General features: G+C 40.4%; 22 protein-coding genes. 16 read left to right on the forward strand and 6 right to left on the reverse strand.

The window, feature by feature from the left end; translation table 11 throughout:
• Window positions 1-78: 78 nt before the first annotated feature.
• Entirely contained in the window at window positions 79-2,070 is a 1,992-nt protein-coding gene (gene treP / locus ACYVRS_RS13715; RefSeq protein WP_313537258.1) for a PTS system trehalose-specific EIIBC component, read from the forward strand.
• A gap of 54 nt (window positions 2,071-2,124) precedes the next feature.
• Here treP and ACYVRS_RS13720 read toward each other — a convergent pair whose 3' ends face one another.
• The gene (locus ACYVRS_RS13720; protein WP_313537261.1) at window positions 2,125-3,489 is read right to left on the reverse strand and encodes an MFS transporter; all 1,365 of its coding nucleotides are present in this window, start codon (window positions 3,487-3,489) and stop codon (window positions 2,125-2,127) included.
• A gap of 258 nt (window positions 3,490-3,747) precedes the next feature.
• Between ACYVRS_RS13720 and ACYVRS_RS13725 the strand changes: the two genes are divergently transcribed.
• The gene (locus ACYVRS_RS13725) at window positions 3,748-4,233 is read left to right on the forward strand and encodes a DUF2798 domain-containing protein (protein WP_313537263.1); all 486 of its coding nucleotides are present in this window, start codon (window positions 3,748-3,750) and stop codon (window positions 4,231-4,233) included.
• 217 nt (window positions 4,234-4,450) lie between these two features.
• On the opposite strand, the gene ACYVRS_RS13730 is transcribed toward ACYVRS_RS13725, so the two are convergent.
• The 3 genes from ACYVRS_RS13730 to ACYVRS_RS13740 are packed head-to-tail and all read right to left on the reverse strand — an operon-like array spanning window position 4,451 to window position 5,516.
• Window positions 4,451-4,615 (reverse strand): hypothetical protein, encoded by a 165-nt coding sequence (locus tag ACYVRS_RS13730; RefSeq protein WP_312542315.1) that lies wholly within the window; start codon window positions 4,613-4,615, stop codon window positions 4,451-4,453.
• Window positions 4,616-5,203: a DUF1700 domain-containing protein gene (locus ACYVRS_RS13735; RefSeq protein ID WP_054116921.1), complete on the reverse strand. Its 588-nt coding sequence runs from the start codon at window positions 5,201-5,203 to the stop codon at window positions 4,616-4,618.
• 1 nt (window position 5,204) lies between these two features.
• Complete coding sequence (locus tag ACYVRS_RS13740) at window positions 5,205-5,516, reverse strand: PadR family transcriptional regulator (RefSeq protein WP_461203565.1); 312 nt, start codon at window positions 5,514-5,516, stop codon at window positions 5,205-5,207.
• Between the two features lie 350 nt (window positions 5,517-5,866).
• Between ACYVRS_RS13740 and ACYVRS_RS13745 the strand changes: the two genes are divergently transcribed.
• A complete protein-coding gene (locus tag ACYVRS_RS13745; RefSeq protein ID WP_312498479.1) occupies window positions 5,867-6,496 on the forward strand; it encodes a TetR/AcrR family transcriptional regulator in 630 nt (209 codons plus the stop codon).
• A gap of 43 nt (window positions 6,497-6,539) precedes the next feature.
• On the opposite strand, the gene ACYVRS_RS13750 is transcribed toward ACYVRS_RS13745, so the two are convergent.
• The gene (locus tag ACYVRS_RS13750) at window positions 6,540-8,252 is read right to left on the reverse strand and encodes a sensor histidine kinase (RefSeq protein ID WP_461203566.1); all 1,713 of its coding nucleotides are present in this window, start codon (window positions 8,250-8,252) and stop codon (window positions 6,540-6,542) included.
• Entirely contained in the window at window positions 8,253-9,749 is a 1,497-nt protein-coding gene (locus ACYVRS_RS13755; RefSeq protein WP_461203567.1) for a response regulator transcription factor, read from the reverse strand. It abuts the gene before it with no gap.
• Between the two features lie 203 nt (window positions 9,750-9,952).
• Between ACYVRS_RS13755 and ACYVRS_RS13760 the strand changes: the two genes are divergently transcribed.
• From ACYVRS_RS13760 to ACYVRS_RS13820, 13 genes are all read left to right on the forward strand, one after another.
• Window positions 9,953-11,614, forward strand: coding sequence for an extracellular solute-binding protein (locus ACYVRS_RS13760; RefSeq protein ID WP_461203568.1), 1,662 nt, complete (start codon window positions 9,953-9,955; stop codon window positions 11,612-11,614).
• 145 nt (window positions 11,615-11,759) lie between these two features.
• A complete protein-coding gene (locus ACYVRS_RS13765; RefSeq protein ID WP_313537274.1) occupies window positions 11,760-12,692 on the forward strand; it encodes an ABC transporter permease in 933 nt (310 codons plus the stop codon).
• Between the two features lie 16 nt (window positions 12,693-12,708).
• Window positions 12,709-13,596 (forward strand): carbohydrate ABC transporter permease, encoded by an 888-nt coding sequence (locus tag ACYVRS_RS13770; protein ID WP_312498486.1) that lies wholly within the window; start codon window positions 12,709-12,711, stop codon window positions 13,594-13,596.
• A 6-nt stretch (window positions 13,597-13,602) separates the two neighbouring features.
• The gene (locus tag ACYVRS_RS13775) at window positions 13,603-14,229 is read left to right on the forward strand and encodes a DUF624 domain-containing protein (protein ID WP_461198941.1); all 627 of its coding nucleotides are present in this window, start codon (window positions 13,603-13,605) and stop codon (window positions 14,227-14,229) included.
• Between the two features lie 50 nt (window positions 14,230-14,279).
• The gene (gene pulA, locus ACYVRS_RS13780; protein WP_461203569.1) at window positions 14,280-16,298 is read left to right on the forward strand and encodes a type I pullulanase; all 2,019 of its coding nucleotides are present in this window, start codon (window positions 14,280-14,282) and stop codon (window positions 16,296-16,298) included.
• Between the two features lie 122 nt (window positions 16,299-16,420).
• Window positions 16,421-17,428 (forward strand): LacI family DNA-binding transcriptional regulator, encoded by a 1,008-nt coding sequence (locus ACYVRS_RS13785; RefSeq protein WP_312498490.1) that lies wholly within the window; start codon window positions 16,421-16,423, stop codon window positions 17,426-17,428.
• Window positions 17,429-17,568: 140 nt separating this feature from the next.
• Window positions 17,569-17,859 carry a PTS sugar transporter subunit IIB gene (locus ACYVRS_RS13790; protein ID WP_054116932.1) on the forward strand — a complete coding sequence of 97 codons (291 nt, stop codon included), beginning with the start codon at window positions 17,569-17,571 and terminating at the stop codon, window positions 17,857-17,859.
• Window positions 17,860-17,889: 30 nt separating this feature from the next.
• On the forward strand, window positions 17,890-19,296 hold the full coding sequence (locus ACYVRS_RS13795; RefSeq protein ID WP_312498493.1) for an L-fucose/L-arabinose isomerase family protein: 1,407 nt from the start codon (window positions 17,890-17,892) through the stop codon (window positions 19,294-19,296).
• Window positions 19,297-19,298: 2 nt separating this feature from the next.
• Complete coding sequence (locus tag ACYVRS_RS13800; RefSeq protein WP_054116934.1) at window positions 19,299-20,135, forward strand: transketolase; 837 nt, start codon at window positions 19,299-19,301, stop codon at window positions 20,133-20,135.
• The gene (locus ACYVRS_RS13805) at window positions 20,122-21,063 is read left to right on the forward strand and encodes a transketolase family protein (RefSeq protein WP_313510797.1); all 942 of its coding nucleotides are present in this window, start codon (window positions 20,122-20,124) and stop codon (window positions 21,061-21,063) included. The genes ACYVRS_RS13800 and ACYVRS_RS13805 overlap by 14 nt, the downstream gene beginning before the upstream one ends.
• A gap of 1 nt (window position 21,064) precedes the next feature.
• Complete coding sequence (locus tag ACYVRS_RS13810; RefSeq protein WP_461198945.1) at window positions 21,065-22,513, forward strand: FGGY-family carbohydrate kinase; 1,449 nt, start codon at window positions 21,065-21,067, stop codon at window positions 22,511-22,513.
• 7 nt (window positions 22,514-22,520) lie between these two features.
• Window positions 22,521-23,387 carry an alpha/beta hydrolase gene (locus tag ACYVRS_RS13815; RefSeq protein ID WP_312542330.1) on the forward strand — a complete coding sequence of 289 codons (867 nt, stop codon included), beginning with the start codon at window positions 22,521-22,523 and terminating at the stop codon, window positions 23,385-23,387.
• Window positions 23,388-23,417: 30 nt separating this feature from the next.
• Window positions 23,418-24,695 (forward strand): glycoside hydrolase family 140 protein, encoded by a 1,278-nt coding sequence (locus ACYVRS_RS13820; protein WP_461203570.1) that lies wholly within the window; start codon window positions 23,418-23,420, stop codon window positions 24,693-24,695.
• The last annotated feature ends 3 nt before the right edge of the window (window positions 24,696-24,698 follow it).

Genomic DNA, 24,698 nt, shown 5'->3' on the forward strand with positions numbered 1-24,698 from the left:
AAATAATAAATATAAAGTTATGATTATCACGAAATAAAAACATATATATACAAGTGTATATGAAAGGGGTTTATTAGGATGGGTAAGTATCATGATGATGCTGAAAAGCTGTTAACGTATGTCGGCGGAAAAGAGAATATTGCGGCTGTCACACACTGTGCCACTCGGATGCGCTTTGTTTTGAATGATCAATCAAAAGCAGATGAGAAGGCAATCGATGAGATTCCTAGCGTAAAAGGCATGTTTACGAATGCCGGACAATTTCAAGTAATTATTGGAAACGATGTTTCAACATTCTACAACGATTTTACAGATGTATCTGGAATTGAAGGCGTTTCAAAAGAGCAAAGTAAATCGATTGCCAAAAATAATCAAAATATCGTTCAGCGTGCAATCGGGACATTAGCCGAAATTTTCACACCCTTATTACCAGCAATTATTGTTGGGGGGCTAATGCTTGGTCTTCGAAACTTTCTAGAAGGTGTTCCTCTTGGTTTCTTAGATGGACAAACAATCACACAAGCTTCCACATTTTGGAATGGTGTAAATGGATTTTTATGGCTACCTTGTGAAGCAATCTTCCACTTTTTACCAGTAGGGATTACTTGGAGTATTACCCGTAAAATGGGTACCACACAAATTCTTGGTATTGTTTTAGGGATTACATTAGTATCACCGCAATTATTGAATGCTTATTCTGTGAGTTCTACAAGTGCCGCAGATATTCTTCAAAATTATACTTGGGACTTTGGCTTCTTTACAATTGAAAAAATTGGGTACCAAGCACAAGTTATACCAGCGATGTTGGCCGGCTTCTTGTTGGTTTACCTTGAACGGTTTTTCCGTAAATGGATTCCAGAAGCAGTGTCAATGATTTTTGTACCACTCTTCTCATTGTTACCAACTATTTTAGCAGCTCATATGATTTTAGGTCCTATTGGTTGGCAAATTGGCTCTGGTATTTCATGGGTCGTAAATGCAGGTTTGACTTCACCACTTAATTGGTTATTTGGTTTTGTTTTCGGCGGTTTGTATGCACCTTTGGTTATCACAGGGTTGCACCATACAACTTTAGCCATTGATACACAACTTGTCGCTGATTACGGCACAACAAATTTGTGGCCGATGATCATGCTTTCAAATATCGCACAAGGTACGGCAGTATTTGCGATTTGGTTTTTACACCGTGGCAACAAAAAAGAAGAGCAAGTTTCTCTGCCAGCAACGATTTCAGCATATATGGGTGTAACAGAACCAGCGATGTTCGGGATCAATCTTAAGTATGTTTATCCATTTGTTGCAGCAATGATTGGTTCAGCTTTCGGCGGTATGCTGATCACAGCAACCAATACTCGGGCGTTAGGCATTGGTGTTGGCGGACTGCCAGGATTCCTATCATTTAAGATTGAAAATTATCCGATGGTCTTCTTATCAATGGCCTTAACGATCGTTCTGACGTTCGTCTTTACACTTATCCTGAGAAAAGTGAAGTTCCTCAATAAATTAGAACCAGATTTGGCTTTGGTTGAAGGTGAGAGCGATCCTGCGACAGGACCTGCGCCACAAGTATCTGACACGGCGGCAACAGCAGCACCTGCAACAGCTGCAGGAACTACGGAAACACTTTATGCGCCAGCCGATGGTCAAATGATTGCGATCACTGAAGTATCAGACCCCGTCTTTTCTCAAAAAATGATGGGTGATGGTTTTGCTGTCCAACCAATCAATGGGTTGATTTATGCCCCAGTAGCGGGAAAAATCTCCAGTATTTTTGAAACCAAACATGCGATTGGGATTCTCACACCTGGCGGTGCAGAAGTCTTGGTTCATATGGGATTAGACACAGTTGAATTAAAAGGTGCACCTTTTGAGATCACTGTAGCCGAAGGCGATACAGTCACACCAGAAACACAGATTGCTGTGATGGATCTAGATGCAGTGACAGCAGCTGGCAAGAAGACTGATATACTAACGGTCATCACCAATGCAGAGAAGGTCGATCAACTTTCATTGGCAAAAACAGGAACGGTTAAAGCAAAAGATCAAATTGGTTCTGCAACATTGAACTAAAGGAACAAAAAAAAGCGTCATTGGCTTCAGCACGAAGAAGCCAATGACGTTTTTTTATTTTGTTTTAGGATCTGGTTGGGAGAAGTAGCGGACCATAAAGAAAAGAATAACCAATACCATCACCCACAGCACAAACATGGCGATTTGAGAGCCAAGGATCGTTCCTTGCAGATAACCGGCATTGCGTTGTGACAGATTAATGATCGTTGCAACAATAGCGGTTGCAACCGCCCCTGAAAATTGTTGCAGCGTATTGAAAATCGCGTTGCCATCCGCATACAATTCGGGTGTTAATTTATTCAAGCCCGTCGTCATCATATTGCTATACGATAAGCCAATCCCAATCATGTAAAATACATGCCCTGCGACCAATCCCCAAATGAATATGCTGCGTAATAAGAGTGCTAGAGCCAACCAGCCGATGACAATGAGTACCATTCCTAGCAAAATCGGTTTTTTAGGACCAACTTTATCCAGCAACCGACCTGCAATCGGTGCCAGTATTGCGCCAATGGCAGCCCCTGGCAACATGATCAAACCAGCAGTAAAGGCGTCTTTGCCTAAGACGATTTGGACGAAATTAGGTAAGACGAATGACACACCTAAAAGTAGAAATTGGCACACAAGAAAACCGCACAAAAAGAGGCGGAAACTTTGATTTTGCAAGACATCCAAACGAATCAAAGGATGAGGACCTTTGGCACGCTGCCAAAACAGTCCTAGGCCGATCAGACCTATAGCAAGTGGGACAAGACTAGCAATCGTTCCCAATTGGTTGAGGAAGAGCAAGAAACCACTAAAGAGCATCACGATTGCTAAGACACTGAGACTATCTAAATGACCACTTCTTTGGACGGTGTTTTTTGGAATCGAGGATAGACCAAGAAATAGCGAGATCAACAAAACCGGGATCAAAAATAAAAATATCGCATTCCAAGACCAGTGGGCTGTCAGTAATCCGCCATAAGTTGGTCCAATTGCAGGGGCGATCGAGGTCGTTAAGTTGCCTAACCCAATCGTTGCGCCTCGTTTTTCATAAGGAGAATACGTCAAAATAATATGAAACATCAAGGGAAGTGCAATGCCGGTACTAGCACCTTGGAATAAACGGCCCAGCAGTAAAATCGCAAATGTCGGCGATAAAAAATCGATCACCAAACCGGCTAGAAAGAACATATTGGCTGCCAAAAATAAGGTTCTTAATTGGAATCTCTTCAGAAGAAAAGTCGAAATAGGGACAATGATTGAAATCACCAATAAATAAATCGTTGTGACCCACTGGACATCTGAAGTTGTGATCCCAAATTGTTGGATCAAGGTTGGAAAGGTGACATTCATCGCTGTCTCTATCAAAACACCTGCAAATGACATCAGTCCAGTCGCGAGGATAGCCCCCACGAGTTTTTTGTTATTTTCCATAAATTCACCTCTAAAAATTCGCAGAAAAAAAGACCGTTTCTATTTACATAGAAACCGCCTCTCTCTCGACAAGCGTCACCGCTTGTTATCTGTACGATTTAATCTAATAGCTATTCTACTGATTAGGGGGAACTGTGTCAAGAGGTGTGCTTAAAAAGGGATGAAAACTTTTTTTGAAAATGTGGAAATTTTTACTTACACGAAAATTTTAATTCTGCTAGAATGGTCGGGTAACACAAAAAGAAAGGAAGTTGTTTCATGCCTATCAACAAAAAAGAAAGTTTGATTTATACCACCTTGATGTGTTTCTTTATGGTGTACTTTATGAGTGTTTATAACCTAATGTTCCAAGTAGGTGTAGCTCTAGAAGCATTCCAGTTAGCTTGGAATGAGCTGCCATTGGCACTTTGTATCGCATTCATTCTTGATTGGTTCATCGTATCGGGACCTGCAAAAGGTTTTGCTTTTAAATACTTGACCCCGGCCTCTGCAACTTGGAAGAAAATCGGGTTGATCTCTTCATTGATGATCGCTGGGATGGTCTTCTTCATGTCATTGTTCGGTGCGATCATGCACGGCAATCCAACGCATTCGCTGATGATCAACTGGTTGATCAATATTGGTAAAAACGTGATCGTTGCTTTGCCATTGCAGCTTTTTGTAGCAGGACCAATCATCCGTGGCATTTTCCGAGGCTTGTTCCCCATTGGTACAGTTCAAGAAATTCAAGCAATCAAAGAGTAGTCGAGCACATAGAGAGACGTGTACAATGGGCGATCAAAAGTCGGTGTCGCGTTTTTATGTTGTTCAATGATACACAAAAAAATCCATAGGATGGTATGGATTTTTTCGGTTACCCTATGCAATAGGATACAGGATGTATATTTATAGTAATACGTTGTATCTAAAAAGAAAAGTTCAATAATTTCACTATTCTGTGAAATTATTGAACTTTTGCTCTTTATTCTGTATAGAAGTTCACCAATTGGTACCAATGCCGTTCATCTAATTGGTAAGATTGAACAGAAAAACCGCTCATGGCAAAACCGACAAATCCTACGATTAAACCCAGAAACATAAATGCCAAACTGACAGAGACTAGAAATTTTTTATTGATGGTAATCATTTAAATGACCTTCTTTCTGTAGTTAGTCAATAATTGTCTTGGCCACAAGATACAGGCCATTGAAAGGCCTGAAAACAACTTGCTCATCCGATAAGTCGCTAATAGGCAGAGTAGCCCAAAACCAAATAAGAAAAGGCCAACGCCGAGTTGTGAGAACAGGAGAAAGAGTCCGTCAGTGATCAGTAAAGGGCTTAAAACGACACTGGCAATCCCGCTTAATACACCTGTTATCCCTAGAATACCAGTTGTAAATGGTCCACACCATAAAACGAGCAATACGCTAAGCATCAACAAGATAGCAGCCAACAACAAACTCCCCCACAACGGAAACCCTAAGATCAGCAAGACATACAAAAAAGGATGAAAACGTCTTGGAATCTCAACTACGATCTCCTCTTCTGTATGCAACGCTTTGACGAGGTCCTTAGGCTTGCCCAATCGCGCCACCGCCTCTGCTTCGGACAACCCTTCTTCTATCAAATCTTCGATCATTTCATCATAGTAGTCGATCAGCTGATGTATTTCCCTCGGCTTAGTCTTGTAAGATAACTCCGCTGCCAATTCTTTAATAAAGTCCACTCTCTCCATTTTAAACGCCTCCTTTGATAAATCGATGGATCATGGTCAATTGCGGCCAGTCTGTGGTCAAAAACTCAGTGATCCGGGTGTTGCCTTGTGCTGTGATTTGATAATATTTTCGCGTGCGCCCTTGATGACTTTTTGTATACGTCTGAACCGATTTGCTGGCTTCTAATCTTTTTAGGATAGGGTAGAGGGTTGATTCGGAAATGGGCAATAAGGGAGAAATATGCTTAACCATTTCATACCCATAAGAATCACCTCTTTGTAGAAAAGCCATTACACACACCTCTAACAACCCTTTTTTTAATTGTGCATCCACTGCTTTCCCTCCATTTCTTATCAATACTATACAATACATAGTATTGAGGAACAACCCATTAAAACAAAAATCAGTCTTAAGAATGAGAGATCCTAAATGTAAGTGCAGATTGATGCAATTATTCAATATAAACAAAATAAATCATTTTATTTGACTTTTTATATAGGATACTGTTCCCTTTTTTGATAAAGTAGTAGTAACCATTCAATTTATTACTCAATACAATGCATTGTCCCATTATGTCAAGTGAGGAAGAGGCGGAAGAAAACGTTGCAGCAAGTTAGCTCGGTTCAATTAGGAGGTGATAGCAGAATCGCGGACATGGCTGTAAAGAAAGGACAAAGATAGTGATGAGAAAAGCTAAAATTACCAAGAAATACTTGATTATGTGTTTTAAAAAATATCTTTCTGAGGATTATGAAAAAAAGATAACCGTGAGAAGGATTGCTGATTATGCTGGCACATCGACACAACCAATTTATTTAAACTTTTCAAATATGCAGAGATTTAAAGAAGCGATGATTGAAGACGTGTTTGCAGATATTCATCAAAGAGCCAATGCGGATGGAGAAAAAATTGATTCGCTTTATAGCTATTGGTCCAGTTATTATAGCTTTGCCTGTCGCAACAGGAATTTATTTTTTGTATTGTTTTTAGAAGATATTGGCTGTGGAGACTGTGTCAATGATTTTTCGTACCAGTATTTTGTTCAATCTGTCAGTCGTTCTGAAGTTTTTGCAAAAGCAGGTGATACAAATTTGCGTATGATCCACGATCAAGCGTTGGTATTTTTTGTAGGTCTTGTCCTGACCTACCCTAAACATACCGATATGATAGATATGCCGGCATTTATACAAGATACCAAGGATTATTGGTATCGCAGGATCGTTGACCCTAAAACAGCGTACAAAGACATCATTCCGCAATCTTTGATCGATGCCGGCTTAAATATGTGGGATGAAGTTGCTGAACAAAGTTGATGATAAGATTCAGAATATTTTGATAACGTATCTTCGCAGTTTTTTATTTTATCAATGAATGGTTCAAGCTTTTTGGCAAATGAAAGGGAAGCATTATGCGGACGCGTGTTCCATTTTTTGGTGAAGAAGTGATCAACAGGGCATCTTCAACTCCGTAATACAAAGCGATACGCTGGCACACGTTATGGATACCGTAATGTGTGCTTGTTTTTTTTGTGATCAGTTGCAATTGGTTCTCCGACATGCCGGGTCCGTTGTCATGAATCTCAAATATTAAATGGTCTTCTGTGCAATAGCTGCGGAGAGTTAAAACACCACGCCGTCCATCCTCTATATGATCGATGCCATGGAAAATCGCATTTTCGACAAATGGTTGTAACAATAAATTGATCATATCATATTCCTTTGTCGTTTCATCGATCGCTATATGCAGGTCAAAAGAATGATGATGCATTTTTTGTTGAATCTTGGCATATGTTACCGTGAGTTCTAGCTCTTTACGGACGGTTAATCGACTATTGCCGTGGTTCAAACTGAGTCGATAAAAGTTGGAAAGAAGATGTGCCATCTCACTGATCTCAGGTTGTCGATTGATCATTGCCGTATTACTGATCAAAGCAAGCGAATTATAGAAAAAGTGTGGATTGATTTGTGCCTGTAAAGACCGTAGTTCATATTTTTTTTGTTTGATTTCAGATTGATAAACGTCATTGATCAATTTGTGAATCTGATCGAGCATTTGCTGGAAATTCGAGTAGAGTTGACCAATTTCATCCTTTGATTCATAGAAGTCATCGATTTTCAAATGCTCCATGGAGAGCGCGGCCATTTGTTTGGTTAAAGCATTGACGGGGTGAACTACGGTTTTGGCTAGCCACCAGCTGGAGAGGATGAGAATGATCAATACGATCACAAACATGAAACTTGCTGCAGTAATCAAATAAAACATACTGCTAAACACAGTTTGAGTGGTCTTCACAAAGACAATGCGCCACTGATTGCTTAGGGTAGTTGGCCCATCATGTAGATAGGTGGCTTTGACCAACTGATTGCCGTGCAGCGCTTCTTGCTGGGATAGACGGTCAAATTGAAAGAGCAAGTGGTTTGATTCAGAATAAACCAGCAAATCATAGGGCTCATTAGATATGTCGCTAAGGTGTGTGAAAAGCGCATCAGGTTCAATCGTCAAGACAAGAAAATTTTGCGTATCGATAGCATTTCCTCTTAAAAAAATATTTGTATAAAAATAGAGCATCTGATTGGTCCGGTCAAAATAACTACGGACTTCAGTCGTTTTTTGTTGATCAAAAGCATGCACAATACTCTCTTCGTTGATTTGCTTCACGTACTCTCCATGATCATATAAATCCATGGATGTGAAAAGTGTGAGTTTATGAATATCATTTTTTTGAAAAGTAACACTTTGAAATAAAGGGACTACTGTATTTTTGTATAGGTCGTATTGACTAAAATTTGAGAAACGTTGTTTTGAAAGCTCTTGAATCAAATTTGTATTGTTCGCTAAGAAGAGCAAACTATCTTGGTAACTGGTGATCCTCGTTTCTAATTGATAGCGAATGCTCGTTAAATTATCATCATAGGCATTTTTTTCTTGTTGCTGTATAAAAAATTGAATGACAAATACACCTATGATAGTCAAGAGAATCAAGGGGAGGATACTGGAAAGAATGGAAATCACAATGATTTTCTTTTGAAAACGAAAATTTTTGAATCGTTGCTTTATATTGCTGCGCATTTAGACTCCTTTCTTTCGATAAGCATCAGGTGTCATACCCACTATTTCACGAAACGTTCTGCAAAAGTAGGAGTAATGGTTAAACCCTACCTGTTTTGAGATGGAGTGGATACTGAATGTGCTATTTTTTAGTTTTGTCTGTGCTTGCTTGATTCTGTAAGACTTGATGTATTTTGTCACGCCCATACCTTCATATTTACTAAAAAGTTCACTCAAGTAATTCGGGTTGATATTCACTTCATTAGCCAATATCTCTAAGCTAAGTTCCTGATGGAAATTAGAAAAAATAAAATGTTTGACTTGGCGAACATACCCACTGGGATGATCATTTATAGTAAGATCGATATTTTCATTGAGAAAAGACAAAATTTCATCAAAAATGGCTATTGTCTTTTCAAGGCTATCAGCTTCTAAAATTCGGTTTATTTGCTGTCTTAGAGAAGTAGCATCCAATAAGCCATTTGCATGATCCACAAGTGTTTGATAAAGCGTAGCAAAGTAATATTTGGCAGTTGCAGGTGCTTCACTACCACTCGCTTCAAAGGATGCATAAACCATTTGAATGAGTTGTGTGATTTTTTTTATATCACCTTGCTGTATATACGTACTGATTTTCAAGGGAATACCCGTTTTTACGATATAGTGATGGTCAGGCAACAGCAAACAGGTTTGTTTCTTTTCTTGTTGATAAAAAGAATGCATATCTGTCATCAATAATGAATGATATATAGAGTAGGTGGCGATCGGATGCCTAATTGGCTCGCTAGTAACAAATGTAGGAGGTGTCTGAAAGTGTGACAAAAAAAGGTCATGGATCGTTTTTTTAATAGGTGATTCTTTTGTCAAACCTGTAGAATCGAAAAAAATGAGATGTGTAGAATGTATAGGCAACAAACAGATATCGGGTCGTTCATTGATCAAAGCAGCCAAAAAAGGGACTGGATTGTGTCTGTCTTTTGGTATAGGCAGCACAGTAAAACGATCATTATTTTTTAAAAAAAATTGTGCAATCGATTGCTCTTCGTCAGAAAGTTTTCGCCAAGGAATCCCGAGGAAAAGCTTCGTCAATGTCTCTTTCAAATATCGACGATCGTCTAATTTCTTTTGCTTTTTCTGATCATTCAGCGCTTGAACGATAGCAAGCATTTTATTGATCTGTTCTTTAAAGGAATCTGGATCAAGCGGTTTTAGCAAATAATCAACAGCCTGAAGTTGTAATGCTTTTTTGACAAAATGAAAATCTTCGTAGCCGCTAATAAACAATATTGGTGTCTCAGGACTCTTACTTTTCATTCGCTGAGCAAATTCGTGTCCATCCATAAAAGGCATTTTTACGTCAGTAATAACTAAATCATATGGTTCTTTTTGAAACATTTCCCATCCTTCACGTCCATGCTTCGCTTCGTGGATCAGCCATTTTTCTACACGCTGGGCGACAAAAAATTTGATCACCTCTCTTTGGTCATAACTATCATCTACAATAAGCAACTGATACATCCGTGTTCCCTCCCTTTCTTCAACCGAATATATGGATTGTTTTCTTTTCTCATGATAAAGGATAAATGAAAGAAAATACACAGTGATTTTGTAAACGTTTTATCCTTTCTGGAGATTGTGCTATAAATCTGAAAATCGTGCTATATCTATAGTGAAATCGTTTGCGTATAATGTGGATGAGTCAAAAATAAGGAGGGACTAAAATGAAAAGAAGAATAGCGACATTTGCTGCTTTATTTTCTTCAGCATCGATATTGGCAGGGTGCGGTTCAGAAGAAGCCAAGACGAATGAAGATGGTGATGTCATCATTACGATTGGACGCCAAACTGCGCCAAACTCTAAGCTTCCTGAGGGAGATACTTATGGGGACAATGCCTATACGCGATTGATCAAAGAACGCTTGGGTATTGAGTTGGAAAGTGCTTTTGAAGCGCATGGGGAAGACTATGATCGGCAAGTGTCTTTGGCAATCGCTTCTGGTGAACTGCCAGATACCATGATTGTCGGCAGCCGCGATGAATTAGAAGAATTAGTCAACAATGACCTAGTGGAGGACTTAACTGAAGTATTCGATGAATATGCGGATGATTTTTTGAAAGATATTTACGATTCTTTCGATGGTATTCAATTAGAGGCAGCAACTTTTGATGATCGATTGATGGCCATTCCTTCGACAAGCGATGACTTTGGACCAAATCTAGTCTGGATGCGTCAAGATTGGTTGGATCAGCTAGGGATCGAATTAGATAAAGATGGCAATCAAGCCGTTACGTTAGATGAAATAAAAGAAGTAGCTATTGCTTTTCAGGAAAATGACCTCGGGAATACGGGCAAAGCATTAGGACTACCACTCGCATTCTGGCTTTCTTCCTCGGGTCATGGTGGAACAGCATATACTGGGACAGCGATCATGAACGCATTTGGCGCCTATCCTAAATCATATCTTCAAGATGAAAACGGACAAATGTATTATGGATCCAATACAGATGAAATGAAACAAGCGTTGACGCTGCTAAAAGAGTGGCAAGATGAGGGGTTCATGGATCCGCAATTTGGTACACGTACGTATGATGATATCCATGCAATGATGGTCAATGGTGAATCTGGTGTGATTTTTGGCCCATGGCATATGCCAGATTGGGGTTTGGTTCAAGCAAAGCAAAATGATCCGAATGCAGCGTTCGTGCCTTATGCTGTTGAAAATGCCAATGGTGATGGAAGAGTCAATGCAATAGCAAACCGAGGAACGGGTCAATATATCGTGGTCCGAAAAGGATTCTCAGAACCTGAGAAAATCATGGAAATGATCAATTTGATCTATGGCGAAGTCGCTCAATCAGAAGACATAGAAGCGGAATTTCCAGAAATATACGATTATGCCAAAATTGATGTCGATGGCACGGTTCGCCCGTGGAATGTCGTATTTTTAAAAGCTTACAGTGAAATCGATAATGCGGTAGAAGCCTCAAATGCGGCCTTAGGCAAAATAGATATGGATGATATTTCTAATTTCTTTATCAAGGATAATGCCGAAAAGATCAAACAGACATTAGAATCGCCGGAAGATACGGATCCAGTTGATTGGACGCGCTTTGCTTCTAGGTATTTGGCGGTCAATAATGTGATGGGTGGCGTGAGAGAGCAAGGTATCTTGGATGAAGTGATCCCACCACGATTTGATACTATTGAAGCCAATGAACGTAATGGCGCACAGGTAGGTAAACTGGAAGAAGAAACATTTATCAAGTTTATTACTGGCGAAGAATCATTAAACAATTTTGATACGTATGTCGAAACTTGGAACAACCAAGGTGGTGCTGCGATCCTAGCTGAAATGCAAGAGGTCGTTGACGCAAGAGAGTAGGTATCTTGTACCTTAAATCAAATCATGTTGCCAAACTTCCGATCATAGATGAATGAAGTCGACAGGACGTTACGTGCGGCTGATTTCCAATAGTTGATCGGTTTTTTGGTTTTACTCAGTTCGTTAAAGTCAAAGGAGTGAAGAAATGGAGCTTTCATCTGAGAAAGTAGTCAACCAGAAAAAGAAACGCATTTTTGCTAAAGATCAATTGTTTTTTCTAGGCATGATTATTCCCGGTATTATATTTATTTTAATTTTTTCTTATGGGCCTATGTTTGGTTTGTTGATGGCCTTTCAGGATTATGTCCCCGCAAAAGGGGTGTTGGGCTCGGAATTTGTCGGGTTGGAACATTTTCGCTATTTATTTAGTTTGCCAGATATCTTTTTAGTTACGCAGAATACGATTTTTATCGCATTTTGGAAAATTGTCTTTAATACAATCGTTCCGATTTTATTTGCGATTCTATTGAATGAGGTGCGAATGAAATGGTTGAAAAGTTCGATTCAAACGATTGTTTATTTACCTCATTTTTTATCTTGGGTTATTTTAGCATCGGTCGTTGTTAATTTATTCAGCTTAGATGGAACAATCAATCAGATTCTACAAAATTTTGGGCTGGAACCATTGAACTTCTTAGGAAATAATCAATTGTTTCCTCGTTTACTGATCGGAACCGATGTGTGGAAAAGCTTTGGGTATAGTTCGATTGTTTATTTAGCAGCAATTACAGCAATCGATCCTGGCTTGTACGAAGCGGCAACAATGGATGGTGCAAGTTGGTCGAAAAAAGTCTGGCATGTTACTTTGCCAGGTATGCTGCCATTTATCCTTTTAATGACTATTTTATCTTTACCGAATATTTTGAATGCTGGCTTCGATCAAATCTACAATTTATATTCTCCAGTGGTTTATCAAAGTGGGGATATCATTGACACGTATGTTTATCGAATTGGCTTGATTGGCCGAGATTACAGCCTTGGTACGGCAGTTGGGTTGGTTAAATCTGTGATTGGTCTTATATTGATTTATACATCGAATAAGATTGCTGAAAAGAAAACCGATCGAGTGATGTTCTAGGAAAGGAAAAAAACAAATGAAAGAAAAATTTAGCTTACGTCATGGAATCATTTATGTGATTGTCATTTTATTGGCACTCTCTTGTTTGATTCCGATGATGAACGTAGTGGCAATGTCCTTGAGCAGCAGTCACGCTGTAGCAGCCAATAGCGTTGGTTTATGGCCAGTCGATCTGACCTTTGCGGCTTACGAACGGATCATGGGTGATCAGCAGTTCTGGCGTTCATTCAACATTTCTGTTTTTCGTGTGGTCGTTTCACTGCTATTAAACTTGGTGATGATCGTTACGATGGCTTATCCATTATCAAAAACAAAAAAAGTGTTTCGCTTGCGTCGTGTCTTGATGGGAATCATGGTTTTTGCGATGCTGTTCAGTGGGGGGATGATTCCTTCATACTTGGTTGTGCGAAATTTGGGTTTGTTGAATACAGTGTGGTCGTTGATTTTGCCAAGTGCAGTGCCAATTGGTAGTGTAATTTTGGTGATGAACTTTTTTCGCGGTATCCCTAAGTCTCTTGAGGAGTCTGCCCGTATCGATGGTGCAAACCCATTGCAGATTTTGACCCGTATTTATATCCCCATGTCGTTACCATGTTTAGCGACAGTTTCTTTGTTCAGTATTGTAGGTAGCTGGAATGATTTCTTTAGCGGTTTGATCTATATGACAAAAACTGAAAATTATCCTTTGATGACCTATATTCAATCTTTGTCAGTCAATATCGCTGAAACGATGCAGCGGGCAGGTAACTTAAGTTCAGAACAATTGCAAAGCTTACTGGCTGTTTCTGATCGTAATTTAAATGCTGCAAAAATCGTCGTTGCTGTAGTGCCTTTGTTGATTATCTATCCACTATTGCAAAAATACTTTGTCCAAGGTATTGTGGTTGGCTCGGTGAAGGAGTAATCTAAAATGATTTATTTTTTTCATTCAGAAGGATGGATCGCGCGAATATTTACTAAGTTTGGGCAGCTACTGATCATAAACGCGTTGATTTTGTTGAGTAGTATACCGATCGTCACGATCGGTGCTGCCCAGACAGCTGGGTTTCATGTTCTCCTTCAACTTATACAAGGGAAAGAAGTAGCAATCGTGCCAAGGTTTTTACACGTATTTCGCCAGTCATTTGTCAAGAGCAGTGTAGTATGGATCACACTGCTATTATTTGTGTGGTTATTAGGCGTGAACTGGCTGTATTATATACAAATGAATCAATTGCTTAATGGATGGATCATCGGATTAAGTATCAGTACGATCATTTGTTTTCATCTATTTCAATGTGTATTCTTCTCTTTAGCGAGGTATGACAGTAGTTTACGGTCTATCCTCACCACTGATGTCAAATTACTCATAAAACATCCATTCAGATCTATTTTGTTGCACAGCCTCACACTGCTTCCTTTTTTTCTGATGTTGTTATCACCCTATTTATTTATATTCGGACTATATAGTGCTTGTTTTTTCAGCATCAGCGGATGGCTATACTTGCGCTGTGTTTTACTATTGGCTTTTTTCAGGAAATATGAGAAGGTAGACTAAGGAAGCAAGATCGAAGACAAACTGTTGAAGATAGAAACGGAGAGAAAACATTGGAACAAACAGGCATTTACGGATTAAAAAAAATACAAATCGATCAACGGATCGGTTTTTTGGAAGAACACACGTATCAAGGCAATGATTTAGGCGTCACCTTTCAAGAGCGCCAAACGACTTTTAAATGTTGGTCGCCTGAAGCAGAGGCAATAGAAGTGATTATTTACCAAAGTGGTGAAGTTGGTAAGGCAGATCAGTTGATGACAGTTCCGATGACACAAGCAGATAACTGTTGGTCAGCGACAACGAAACAAGATATCCACGGATTGTTTTATACCTATCGTATCACTCGTGGCACTGAAAAGGTGGAAACCGTTGATTTATATGCGAAAGCTGTAGGGATCAATGGAGATCGTGGTGCGATTCTTGATTTGCGCACGACCAATCCTAAAGGCTGGCTAGAAACAAATTATACAGTACCTGATGCTATCACAGATGCGTATATTTGGGAATTGCATGTGGAAGATTTCAGCAGTGCTGCGAATAGTGGCATCTCAGCAGCAAATCGCGGCAAATACTTGGCATTCACGGAGCCAGATACACATCTTTTGAACGATCCAGAGCAAGCGACAGGTATGGCCTATTTAAAGGAATTGGGTATTAATTATGTTCATTTATTGCCGATGTTTGACTATGACAATGATGAAACATCAACAACGTATAATTGGGGCTATGATCCTAAGAATTATAATGCTCCTGAAGGGAAGTACGCTTCAGATCCGTATGATCCAGCCGTACGTATTCGTGAGTGTAAACAAATGATTCAAGCAATGCATCAAGAAAATATCGGTGTTGTGATGGACGTTGTGTTTAACCATACGGCCATTACGGAGAAATCATGGTTTAATTTGACGGTACCTGATTATTACTACCGACAAAATAATGCGGGAGATTTTGCGGACGGTTCTGCGTGTGGCAATGAAACGGCTTCAGAACGCAAAATGATGCGCAAGTTTATCCATGATTCTGTCTTGTTCTGGGCAAAAGAGTATCAAATTGATGGATTTCGCTTTGATTTGATGGGCTTGCATGATGTGGATACGATGAATCAATTGCGCCAGCGATTAGATGAAGAAGGTTTGGAGCATGTTATTTTATATGGCGAACCATGGGATGCCGGCAGCAACCAGATCATGGCACCGAATATTCCAGCCAACAAAAGCAATGTCTGGGCATTGGATGAGAGAATTGCCGTCTTTAGTGATGATTTGCGGGACAGTATCAAAGGGGATGTATTTGAAGAAACGGACGGTGCCTTTATTCAAGGTATGAACGGACGTACACAAACGAAAGAAACGTTTTATCTCCATGACTTGACCACTGCTATTCAAGGCAATACACGTTTTGATGACCATCATGCAGAGAATCGCTGGGCTAAATCTCCCCAACAAGTGATTGCTTATGCATCTGTCCACGATAATTTGACTCTTTGGGATAAAATGGTGGCTACGATGACACCTGATCCTGATCAGCGTGTGTATACCCAAGACGCTACACTGATTGCACGGAATAAATTAGCTGCAGCACTTCTTTTTACAAGTCAAGGAGCGGTTTTGACACAAGCGGGTGAGGAGTTTGGACGTACCAAAGCAGGCGATGAGAACTCTTTCCGATCATCGATAGCGATCAACCAATTGGATTGGCAACGTGCCAAGGCGTTCAAAGAATTGCGTGCGCTCTATCGCGGTCTTTGGCAAATACGTCAAAACTTTGCACCGTTGCGCGATAAGACGACGGGCACTGCTGCCAGAATGCATTTCTTTGACACGCAATCTGACAATATCGTGGCTTATGAAATACCGAATGCCGAACCAACGCATCCATGGCAATCCTTGATCGTTGCGGCAAATAGCGGCGAAGATCATTGGACATTGACTTTACCAAAAACTGCAGAAAATGAACAATGGCTTCTAGTTGCTGATCAAACTGGTGCTGGGGTTGAAGGTCGCCCAGCGGAAGATACAGTCATTGCACCACTGCACTTTATGATATGGGTGAAAATGCGTGGCGAATAAAGGGTAATAGCTTAAAAGCTAAATCAAACTAAAATATTTAGTTTGATTTAGCTTTTTTGTAGTAAAAAGATGCCAGCTTTGATATAATTTTATTAGAACAGACATGAGAAAGTGGTGGATAGATGAAAGTTGTCATTTCCGATATCGCCCGTCAAGCTGGTGTATCTAGTGGTACAGTATCCAATGCCATCAATAATCGCAAAGGGATCAGTGAACAAAAAAGACAAGCGATTTTGAAAATCGCTAGAGATATGGGCTATTTTGATCAACGGGAAATCAAAAAAACAGAGAATCAAAAAATAAAATTTGTCGTGATGAATAAGCAAGGAAATGTAGTGGGAGATACGCCGTTCTTTTCTGAACTCATACGAGGGATCGAAATGGAGTGCAGTACATTAGGGTATGAACTGGTTATCTCTCATATCACGTTGGCTTCAAACGAAGATCCGCTAGAAACGATTCGGCCGGAAGCAGCAGATGGCTTATTGCTTTTAGGTACGGAGTTAGAGAAAAAGGATTTGGAGGCTTTTCGATCAATCAGCGTTCCATTAGTGATTTTAGATACGATTTTCAACACACAAGACTTTGATTTTGTGGCAATCAATAATCGGGACAGTGCATATGAAATCGTGGAGAAAATGATCGACAAAGGGCACTGTGATATCGGCATTATCAATTCTACTTTTCAAATCAATAATTTTCGTGAACGCAAACAAGGATTTCTCCAAGCCATTCAAGAGCATGATTTGATTCATTATGAAGAAACGGAAGCTTTGGTTGAACCAACATTAGAAGGTTCCTATCAGGATATGAAGGTGTATTTAGAATCAATGATTGCACACGATCGCCAATTACCGACGGCTTTTTTTGCGGTCAATGACAATATTGCAATCGGTGCTATGAAGGCCATCAAAGAAACGCAATCTTCGGAAAACGTAACGATTGTTGGTTTCGATGATATCCCTTTGGCAGAGTTTTGCAGTCCGCCTTTGACCACAGTGAAAGTGGATAAAGTCTATCTTGGTCGCCAGGCAGTAAGACGTTTGTTTGAAAAAATTACTACAGAAGACACCAATCATATGAAAATGCTCGTGGGGACTACAATCGTTGAACGCGAGAGCATACAATAGGAAAGACTAAACACTTTTGGAGTGTTTAGTCTTTTTTTAGTTTTATTACAAAAATATTTATCTAAAAGTATTGCAAAATATTTAGCTTATGATATAGTGAAGGTGTAAAAGTAAGGGATTTCATTTTAAGGAGTGTCAGAATGACAACTATTGGTCTATATTGCACGACAGGATTATCCTCTGCGCTTCTTGTGCAAGCATTAAAAGAACAATTAGGTGCAAATAATGAAGCGTACATCATTCATTCCGCGCCTTTCTCAGAAATTTTTATGACGGGAAAAGAATTTGATTGTCTTTTATTGGCACCGCATACACGTTTCAATCAAGATAAAGTCGCATCAGCATTTCCAGATAAGCACATTATTTTGCTAACGGAAGAAGAATTTCGCTCACGACGGTTACAAAGAGTTATTGATGAAATAAACATTTAGCTAAACAACTAAATTTTTAGGAGGATTTTTATGGACAAAGTAAAAATCGGTTTTGCACCAACACGAAGAAATCTATTCAGTGCAAAAGCAGCGATTGAATATGCCAATCTCACCCGTGAGAAAATGGATGAACTAGCGATTGATTATGTTGATATTTTGGACATCAATGAAGATGGTCTGCTTTATGATGATGAAGGTGTTGAAAAAATCGCTGAAAAATTTAAAGCTGCAAAAATAGATGGTCTATTTATCGCCAATGAAAATTTTGGGACAGAATATACTTGCGCACGATTGGCCAAAAAACTAGACGTCCCTGTTTTGTTATGGGGCCCGAAAGATGAAACACCAGCGGCAGATGGCTCCCGTCTGCGAGATACACAATGTGGACTATTCGCGATCGGTAAAGTATTGCGTCGATTCAAAGTCCCTTTTACGTATGTCAAAAATTCGGATATCGATTCACCAGAATTCGCCCGCGGTTTACAAGATTTTATCAAAGTCTGTAATGTCGTCAAAACATTTAAGCAAACCCGTATTTTGCAAGTAGGGCCACGTCCATTTGATTTTTGGACAGTGATTTGTAATGAAGGCGAGTTATTGGAAAGATTCAATATTTCGTTGTCACCAGTTCCAATCAAAGAATTGGTCCAAGAAATCGAAAAAGTCAAAAAGACGCAAGCAGATGACGTGCAAGCAGTCATTACCTATTTCAAAACCAATACCGAAGTTCAAATCTCTGGGAAAGACTTAGAGATGGTTGCTGCGCTAAAAGTCGCTTTGCAAAGTTTGTGTCAAACCTATGGCTGTAATGCAGGTGTTATTCAATGCTGGACAGCTTTACAAGATGAAATTGGTATTTTACCCTATGCTTCATTGTCTTTGTTACAAGAAGAGGGTTTACCATTTGTTTGTGAAACAGATGTCCATGGCGCGATTTCTGAGTTATTGGTTGAGGCGGCTTCTTTGGGAGAACATCGGGCGATTTTCGCCGATGTAAATTGTCGTCATCCTGAAAATGAAAACGGCGAATTGCTGCAGCATCTAGGGGTCTTTGCATATTCAACAGCGGAAACAAAACCGATTTTACCACAACGTCATTTTGTTTTTGATTATCCGGGATCCGTGGCATTTCGCGCGATCAAAGACGAGTATACATTATGTCGTTTTGATGGGGACAATGGGGCCTATTCACTATTGATGGGCACAGGTAAGGGCATTGATGGACCATACAATCAAGGGACCTATTTGTATTTAGAATTTGAAAATCTCAATCGATTAGAGTTCAAATTAGTTGAAGGACCATATATCCATCATGTGGCGGCAGTTAGAAAAAACGTAGTCCCGATTTTATATGAAGCATGTAAATATTTAGGGGTTCAACCCGACTTTTATGATCCAATCGAAGAAGATGTGAAAGCATATTTGAGAGGAGATTGACCATGGAGATCACAGCACTGAAATTGAAAGCATTAGAAATCCGTAAAGAAGTCTTAAAGTTGATTTATCATGCCAAAACTGGACATACAGGATCAGATTTATCTTGTACGGATATCCTCGTCGCACTGTATTACCAAGTCATGCATGTTGATGCGACACAACCAAATATGATCGATCGCGATCAATATATACAAAGCAAAGGACATGCGGCGGAAGTATTGTGGACTGTTTTGGCAGATAAAGGTTTTCTGACAAAAGAAGAACTGCTCACTTTTTCTCAACTCCATTCACGTTTGATTGGTCACCCCAATAATAAAGTTGATGGCGTTGAAATGAATACCGGCTCTTTAGGGCATGGGTTACCAGTTTCTGTTGGGATTGCTTTAGCTGGGAAGCTTGATCAGCGTCCTTACCACACGTACACGCTATTGGGAGATGGAGAACTCGCTGAAGGGTCAGTATGGGAAGGCGCGATGGCTGCAGCAAATTACAAACTGGATAATTTGACGGCAATTATCGACCGCAATGGGTTGCAGATTACAGGTGCATCTGAAGATGTCATGTCTGTTGAACCATTGGACGAGAAATGGCGTGCCTTTGGTTGGGATGTCCATATCGTTGATGGCAATGATATGGTCGCTTTGGTCGAAGTTTTGTCACAGCCAAATCAAAAAGATAAACCCAAAATGATCATTGCCAAAACAGTAAAAGGCAAGGGGTACTCAGAAGCGGAGAATCAAGCCCACTGGCATCATAAAGTGCCAACTGAAGAACAACTCGCGCAAGCTGTATCAGAAATTGACGCGCAGATGGAGGTCTTACGCAATGGGAAAGAATAACATAGCAAACCGTCAAGCAATGTGTGATGTGCTCATTGAAGAGGGCAAAAAGAATCCAGCCATCACGGTCTTAACCAGTGATTCTCGCGGCTCCGCTTCATTGGCGGATTTTGCTCATACATTACCTGAACAAATCGTTGAAGTAGGGATCGCGGAACAAAATATTGTCAGCATTGCTGCTGGATTGGCCCACATGGGCAAACGGCCATTTGTCGCATCGCCCGCTTGTTTCTTAAGTATGCGGAGTATCGAACAAGTCAAAGTCGATGTCGCCTACTCAAACAAAAATGTCAAACTTGTAGGGATCAGTGGCGGCGTTAGTTATGGTGCGCTAGGGATGAGTCATCATTCTTTGCAAGACATTGCTGTTGCCCGCGCCATTCCTAATTTGCAAGTGTTACTGCCAGCAGATCGCTTTGAAACCATTCAAATGTTCAAAGCATTGGCACAATCAGATGCCCCTGCCTATATTCGCTTGGGCAGAAATCCCGTGGAAGATTGCTATCCATCTACGGATTATTCTTTTGAAATTGGAAAAGCTGTGGAAATGCGCACTGGCGCAGATGTCACATTGATTGCCACTGGTGAAACAGTGCGACAAGCATTAGATGCTGCCGCACTACTCACTGAGCAAGGGATCGAAGCGACAGTCTTGAACGTCCATTCCTTGAAGCCTTTCGATCAAGAAGCCGTACTGCGAGTAGCCAAAAAAACAGGTGTCGTAATCACAGTTGAAGAACATAGCCTGTATAACGGTTTAGGGGCAGCAGTGGCGGAAGTGCTGGCTGCAGAAACCGGAATTCGCCAAAAAATCGTGGCTTTTCCTGACGAGGCACTGATCACCGGTTCTGGACCTGAATTGTTTGCGCACTATGGCTTAGATGGCGCATCGATTGCCAAAACAGCGCGAGCGTTCATTGGAGGGTGATATGGAGAAACCGTACCAAATTGTTTTAGACCAAAGTACGTCTGGTACCAAGTTGCTCTTGTTTGAGAATGGCCGGATAGGTTATCGCAAAGACAAGAAACATCAGCAGATTTATCCCAAGGTCGGGTGGGTCGAACATGACCCGCTTGAAGTTTGGCACAATGTACAAACACTTTTAAGTGATGTATTCACGGAAAAAGAAATTACAGCAGCAGAGGTTGCCTCAATATCGATCACCAATCAAAGAGAAACGATCGTAGCTTGGGACCGTAGTACCGGCAAACCTTTGTATAATGCCATTGTCTGGCAGTGCAACCGCAGTGCTGGGATTTGCGCAGAGATGATTGCCAAAGGTCTTGAACCAATGATCAATCAAAAAACCGGTTTAAGGATCGACCCCTATTTTTCCGGAACCAAAATCAACTGGTTGGTCAAAGAAATCAATGCAATCAAAGAAAAATCGGGAAGCGGTGATTTGGCGATTGGCACTATGGATAGTTGGCTGCTATGGAACTTGACTGAAGGGGCAACCTTTGCTACTGAAGCAAGCAATGCGTGTCGGACATTATTGTATAATATTTCGACGATGGATTGGGATCCGGCATTGATCGAATTATTTGGGATTGACGTGATAGATCTGCCCAAATTGACCCCGGCAGATGCCATTTTTGGGTATTATCAAACGATTCCGATCGTAGGTGTATTGGCTGATTCACAGGCTGCATTGTTTGGTGAAGGGTGCAAAGAAGTCGGCGATGTCAAAATCACTATGGGTACAGGCTGCTCGATCATGATGCAAGTACAGCAGCAAAACCAGTTAAGGGATCAACGCATTTTGACCACTACTGCCTGGCAAACAGAAAAAGACTGTGCGTTCGCATTAGAAGGTATTATTCGCTCATGCGGCGATGCCATCAACTGGTTCAGTGAACAGATTGCACCATTGCCAAACGTTGCCTCGATTTGCGATCAAGTATTGGTTCGCGATACAGATGAAGCAATCTATTTTGTGCCAGCGTTACAAGGGATGGGGGCACCATTTTGGCATAACCAGTTGACAGCCAGCTTTTTAGGGATGAAACGTACGACGACACAGCAAGATTTACTGCGGGCCGTCTTAGAAAGTATTCTTTTTCAGATCAAAGCAGTCATCGATGTCATGGAAGAAGTCTCTGGCCGCATGATCAATCACGTCATGATCGATGGAGGGATGTCAAAAAATCACCCATTGATGACCATGTTGGCAACATTGCTGCATAAAGAGGTGATCGTGAGTGAAGTAGAAGAATTCTCGGCGATTGGCACAATGACCTTGGCAAGACCACAACAAATGGCGCATCCTTGGCGGCAAGAACGTATCCAGCCGGAAGCTGATCAAGCAACGATTCGTTTGAAATATGAAAAATGGAAACGGTTAATTGATTTGTCTGTAGCTTTGGAAGGGGAGTAAAGAGAAGATGGATACAACAGGATTTCGAATCAATGATACGGCATATGTGGATACATATTTGCTGCACCAATCGCAAGAATTCAATGTTGGTAAAAAAAAGCCATTAGTGATTGTTTGTCCAGGAGGAGGCTATGCCTTCACAAGTGACCGAGAAGCAGAGGCCATTGCGTTAAAATTCAATAGTATAGGCTTGCATAGTGTCGTTCTTTGGTACACGACAGGCGATCAAGTAAAACATGTGCCGCAAAATGCACTTATAGAAGCGGCACAAGCAGTTCAATATATTCGTGCACAGGCAGATGCATGGCTTGTAGACGAAACAAAGATTATTGTCTGCGGTTTTTCTGCTGGTGGTCATCTGGCTTTGCAATTGGCAACAAGATGGCACGACCCTATGCTTTCAGATATATTGGGTGTGACCAGCGACCATCTTAAAGTTGATTTAGCGATTGCTGGTTATCCGCTCGTCTATCAAGATCAAGCATTTGAGCCGGATGATTTAGGGTTTGCATCATCTTTGATCGATAAACCTTTGACGGCCAATGAACGGTTCTTTGGCACGAAAGAGCCAACTGATACAATAATCCAACAAATGAATGTGCTGCATTATGTGGATGAATGGACACCACCGATGTTCATTTGGCATACCACAGAAGATGTGTTAGTAGATGTTGACCATTCTCTCAAATTGAGTGTTAAATTAAGAGAAAAAAAACGTCCTTTTGAAATGCATATCTTCGAAAAAGGAGAACATGGATTGGCGCTGGGGGATCGCACTACTGCTCGAAAGGCAAGTCATCTCAATCCGCATGTGGCGCAATGGTTTACCCTTTGTGAAGGGTGGCTTCATGCCTATATTGATACGCCTGATTAAGACGCATTCATGAGAAAGGGGAATAGATAAGTGAAACTAACAGTTAGCCCAAATAATCGTACCTTACAAAGAAATAGCCATCATTTCTTTTATCTTGCAGATACTTGTTGGAGTGCTTTTACCAGCATTCAAGAAGATGACTGGATCACCTATTTAGATAAGCGTAAAGAACAAGGTTTTAATACCGTTCAAATCAACATTCTTCCTCAATGGGATCGCAGTAAAGGCACTTTTGATATGCTGCCTTACCCAATTGATGGAAAGAAATTTGATTTTGGACAAGTACGCACTGCATATTTTGAAAGAGCACATAAACTATGTCAAATAGCTGAAGAAAAAGGTTTCACGTTAGCGCTCGTTGTACTATGGTCAAACTATGTGGCAGATACATGGGCCAGTGATCTTGATGGTGGTATCAATATAATTTCCCAAGCAGAACGACAAATATACTACAAACAAGTCATCGATACATTTGATGCGTTTCAGCCATTATATTTTATTGGAGGGGATACAGATTTCCCTACACAAGACACGATCGACACTTATTTGGAAGCGTTTGATTATTTTGAAGCACATTCGCCAGAAACATTGAAAACGATCCATATCAAAGGAAGGTTCAAAGACATTCCAGCATCCATTGTTTCTCATTTGGATCTGTTTTTATATCAATCAGGGCACAATCATTCATTTTTAGATATGCCGTTCACCCTTGCGGAACACTTTTATCATTTAGAACCACAATTACCAATCATCAATTCAGAACCTTGTTATGAACAGATGGGATTTGCCAGACAGGTTTACGGTCGTTTCGAGCAACGAGATGTTCGAAAAGCGGCATGGCAATCTATTTTGTCCGGCGGATCGGCTGGTATCACCTATGGGGCGCATGGAATTTGGAGTTGGCAAACACAAGAATCTGCATTTGCTGAAGATATTGGGGAAGCATTTGACAGTCCGATGATTTGGCAAGAGGCACTGCATTTTCCGGGTGCTAATGATTATGGCTATATCAAGCAACTATTTGAATTGCTATCAATCCATCAATTGATTCCGTGTCAACAACATTTGATTGATACACATGCCCAGATTCGGATGGCAATTACTGAAGATCAACGGTATTCTCTGATCTATCTGCCAAGCAATACAAAAATTTGTCTTCGAGATGTATCGATTATAAATGTGACACTCGTTGATTTAAAAGAAAGACGTTTTTTCAAGCCTAGTTATACTGTTTCAGATAGTGTCACTATATTCAAACCGCATATGTGTCAAGAAGATGTCCTGTTGATCATACAAAATAAGGAGTGAAAA

Source organism: Enterococcus salsurae, assembly GCF_054784955.1.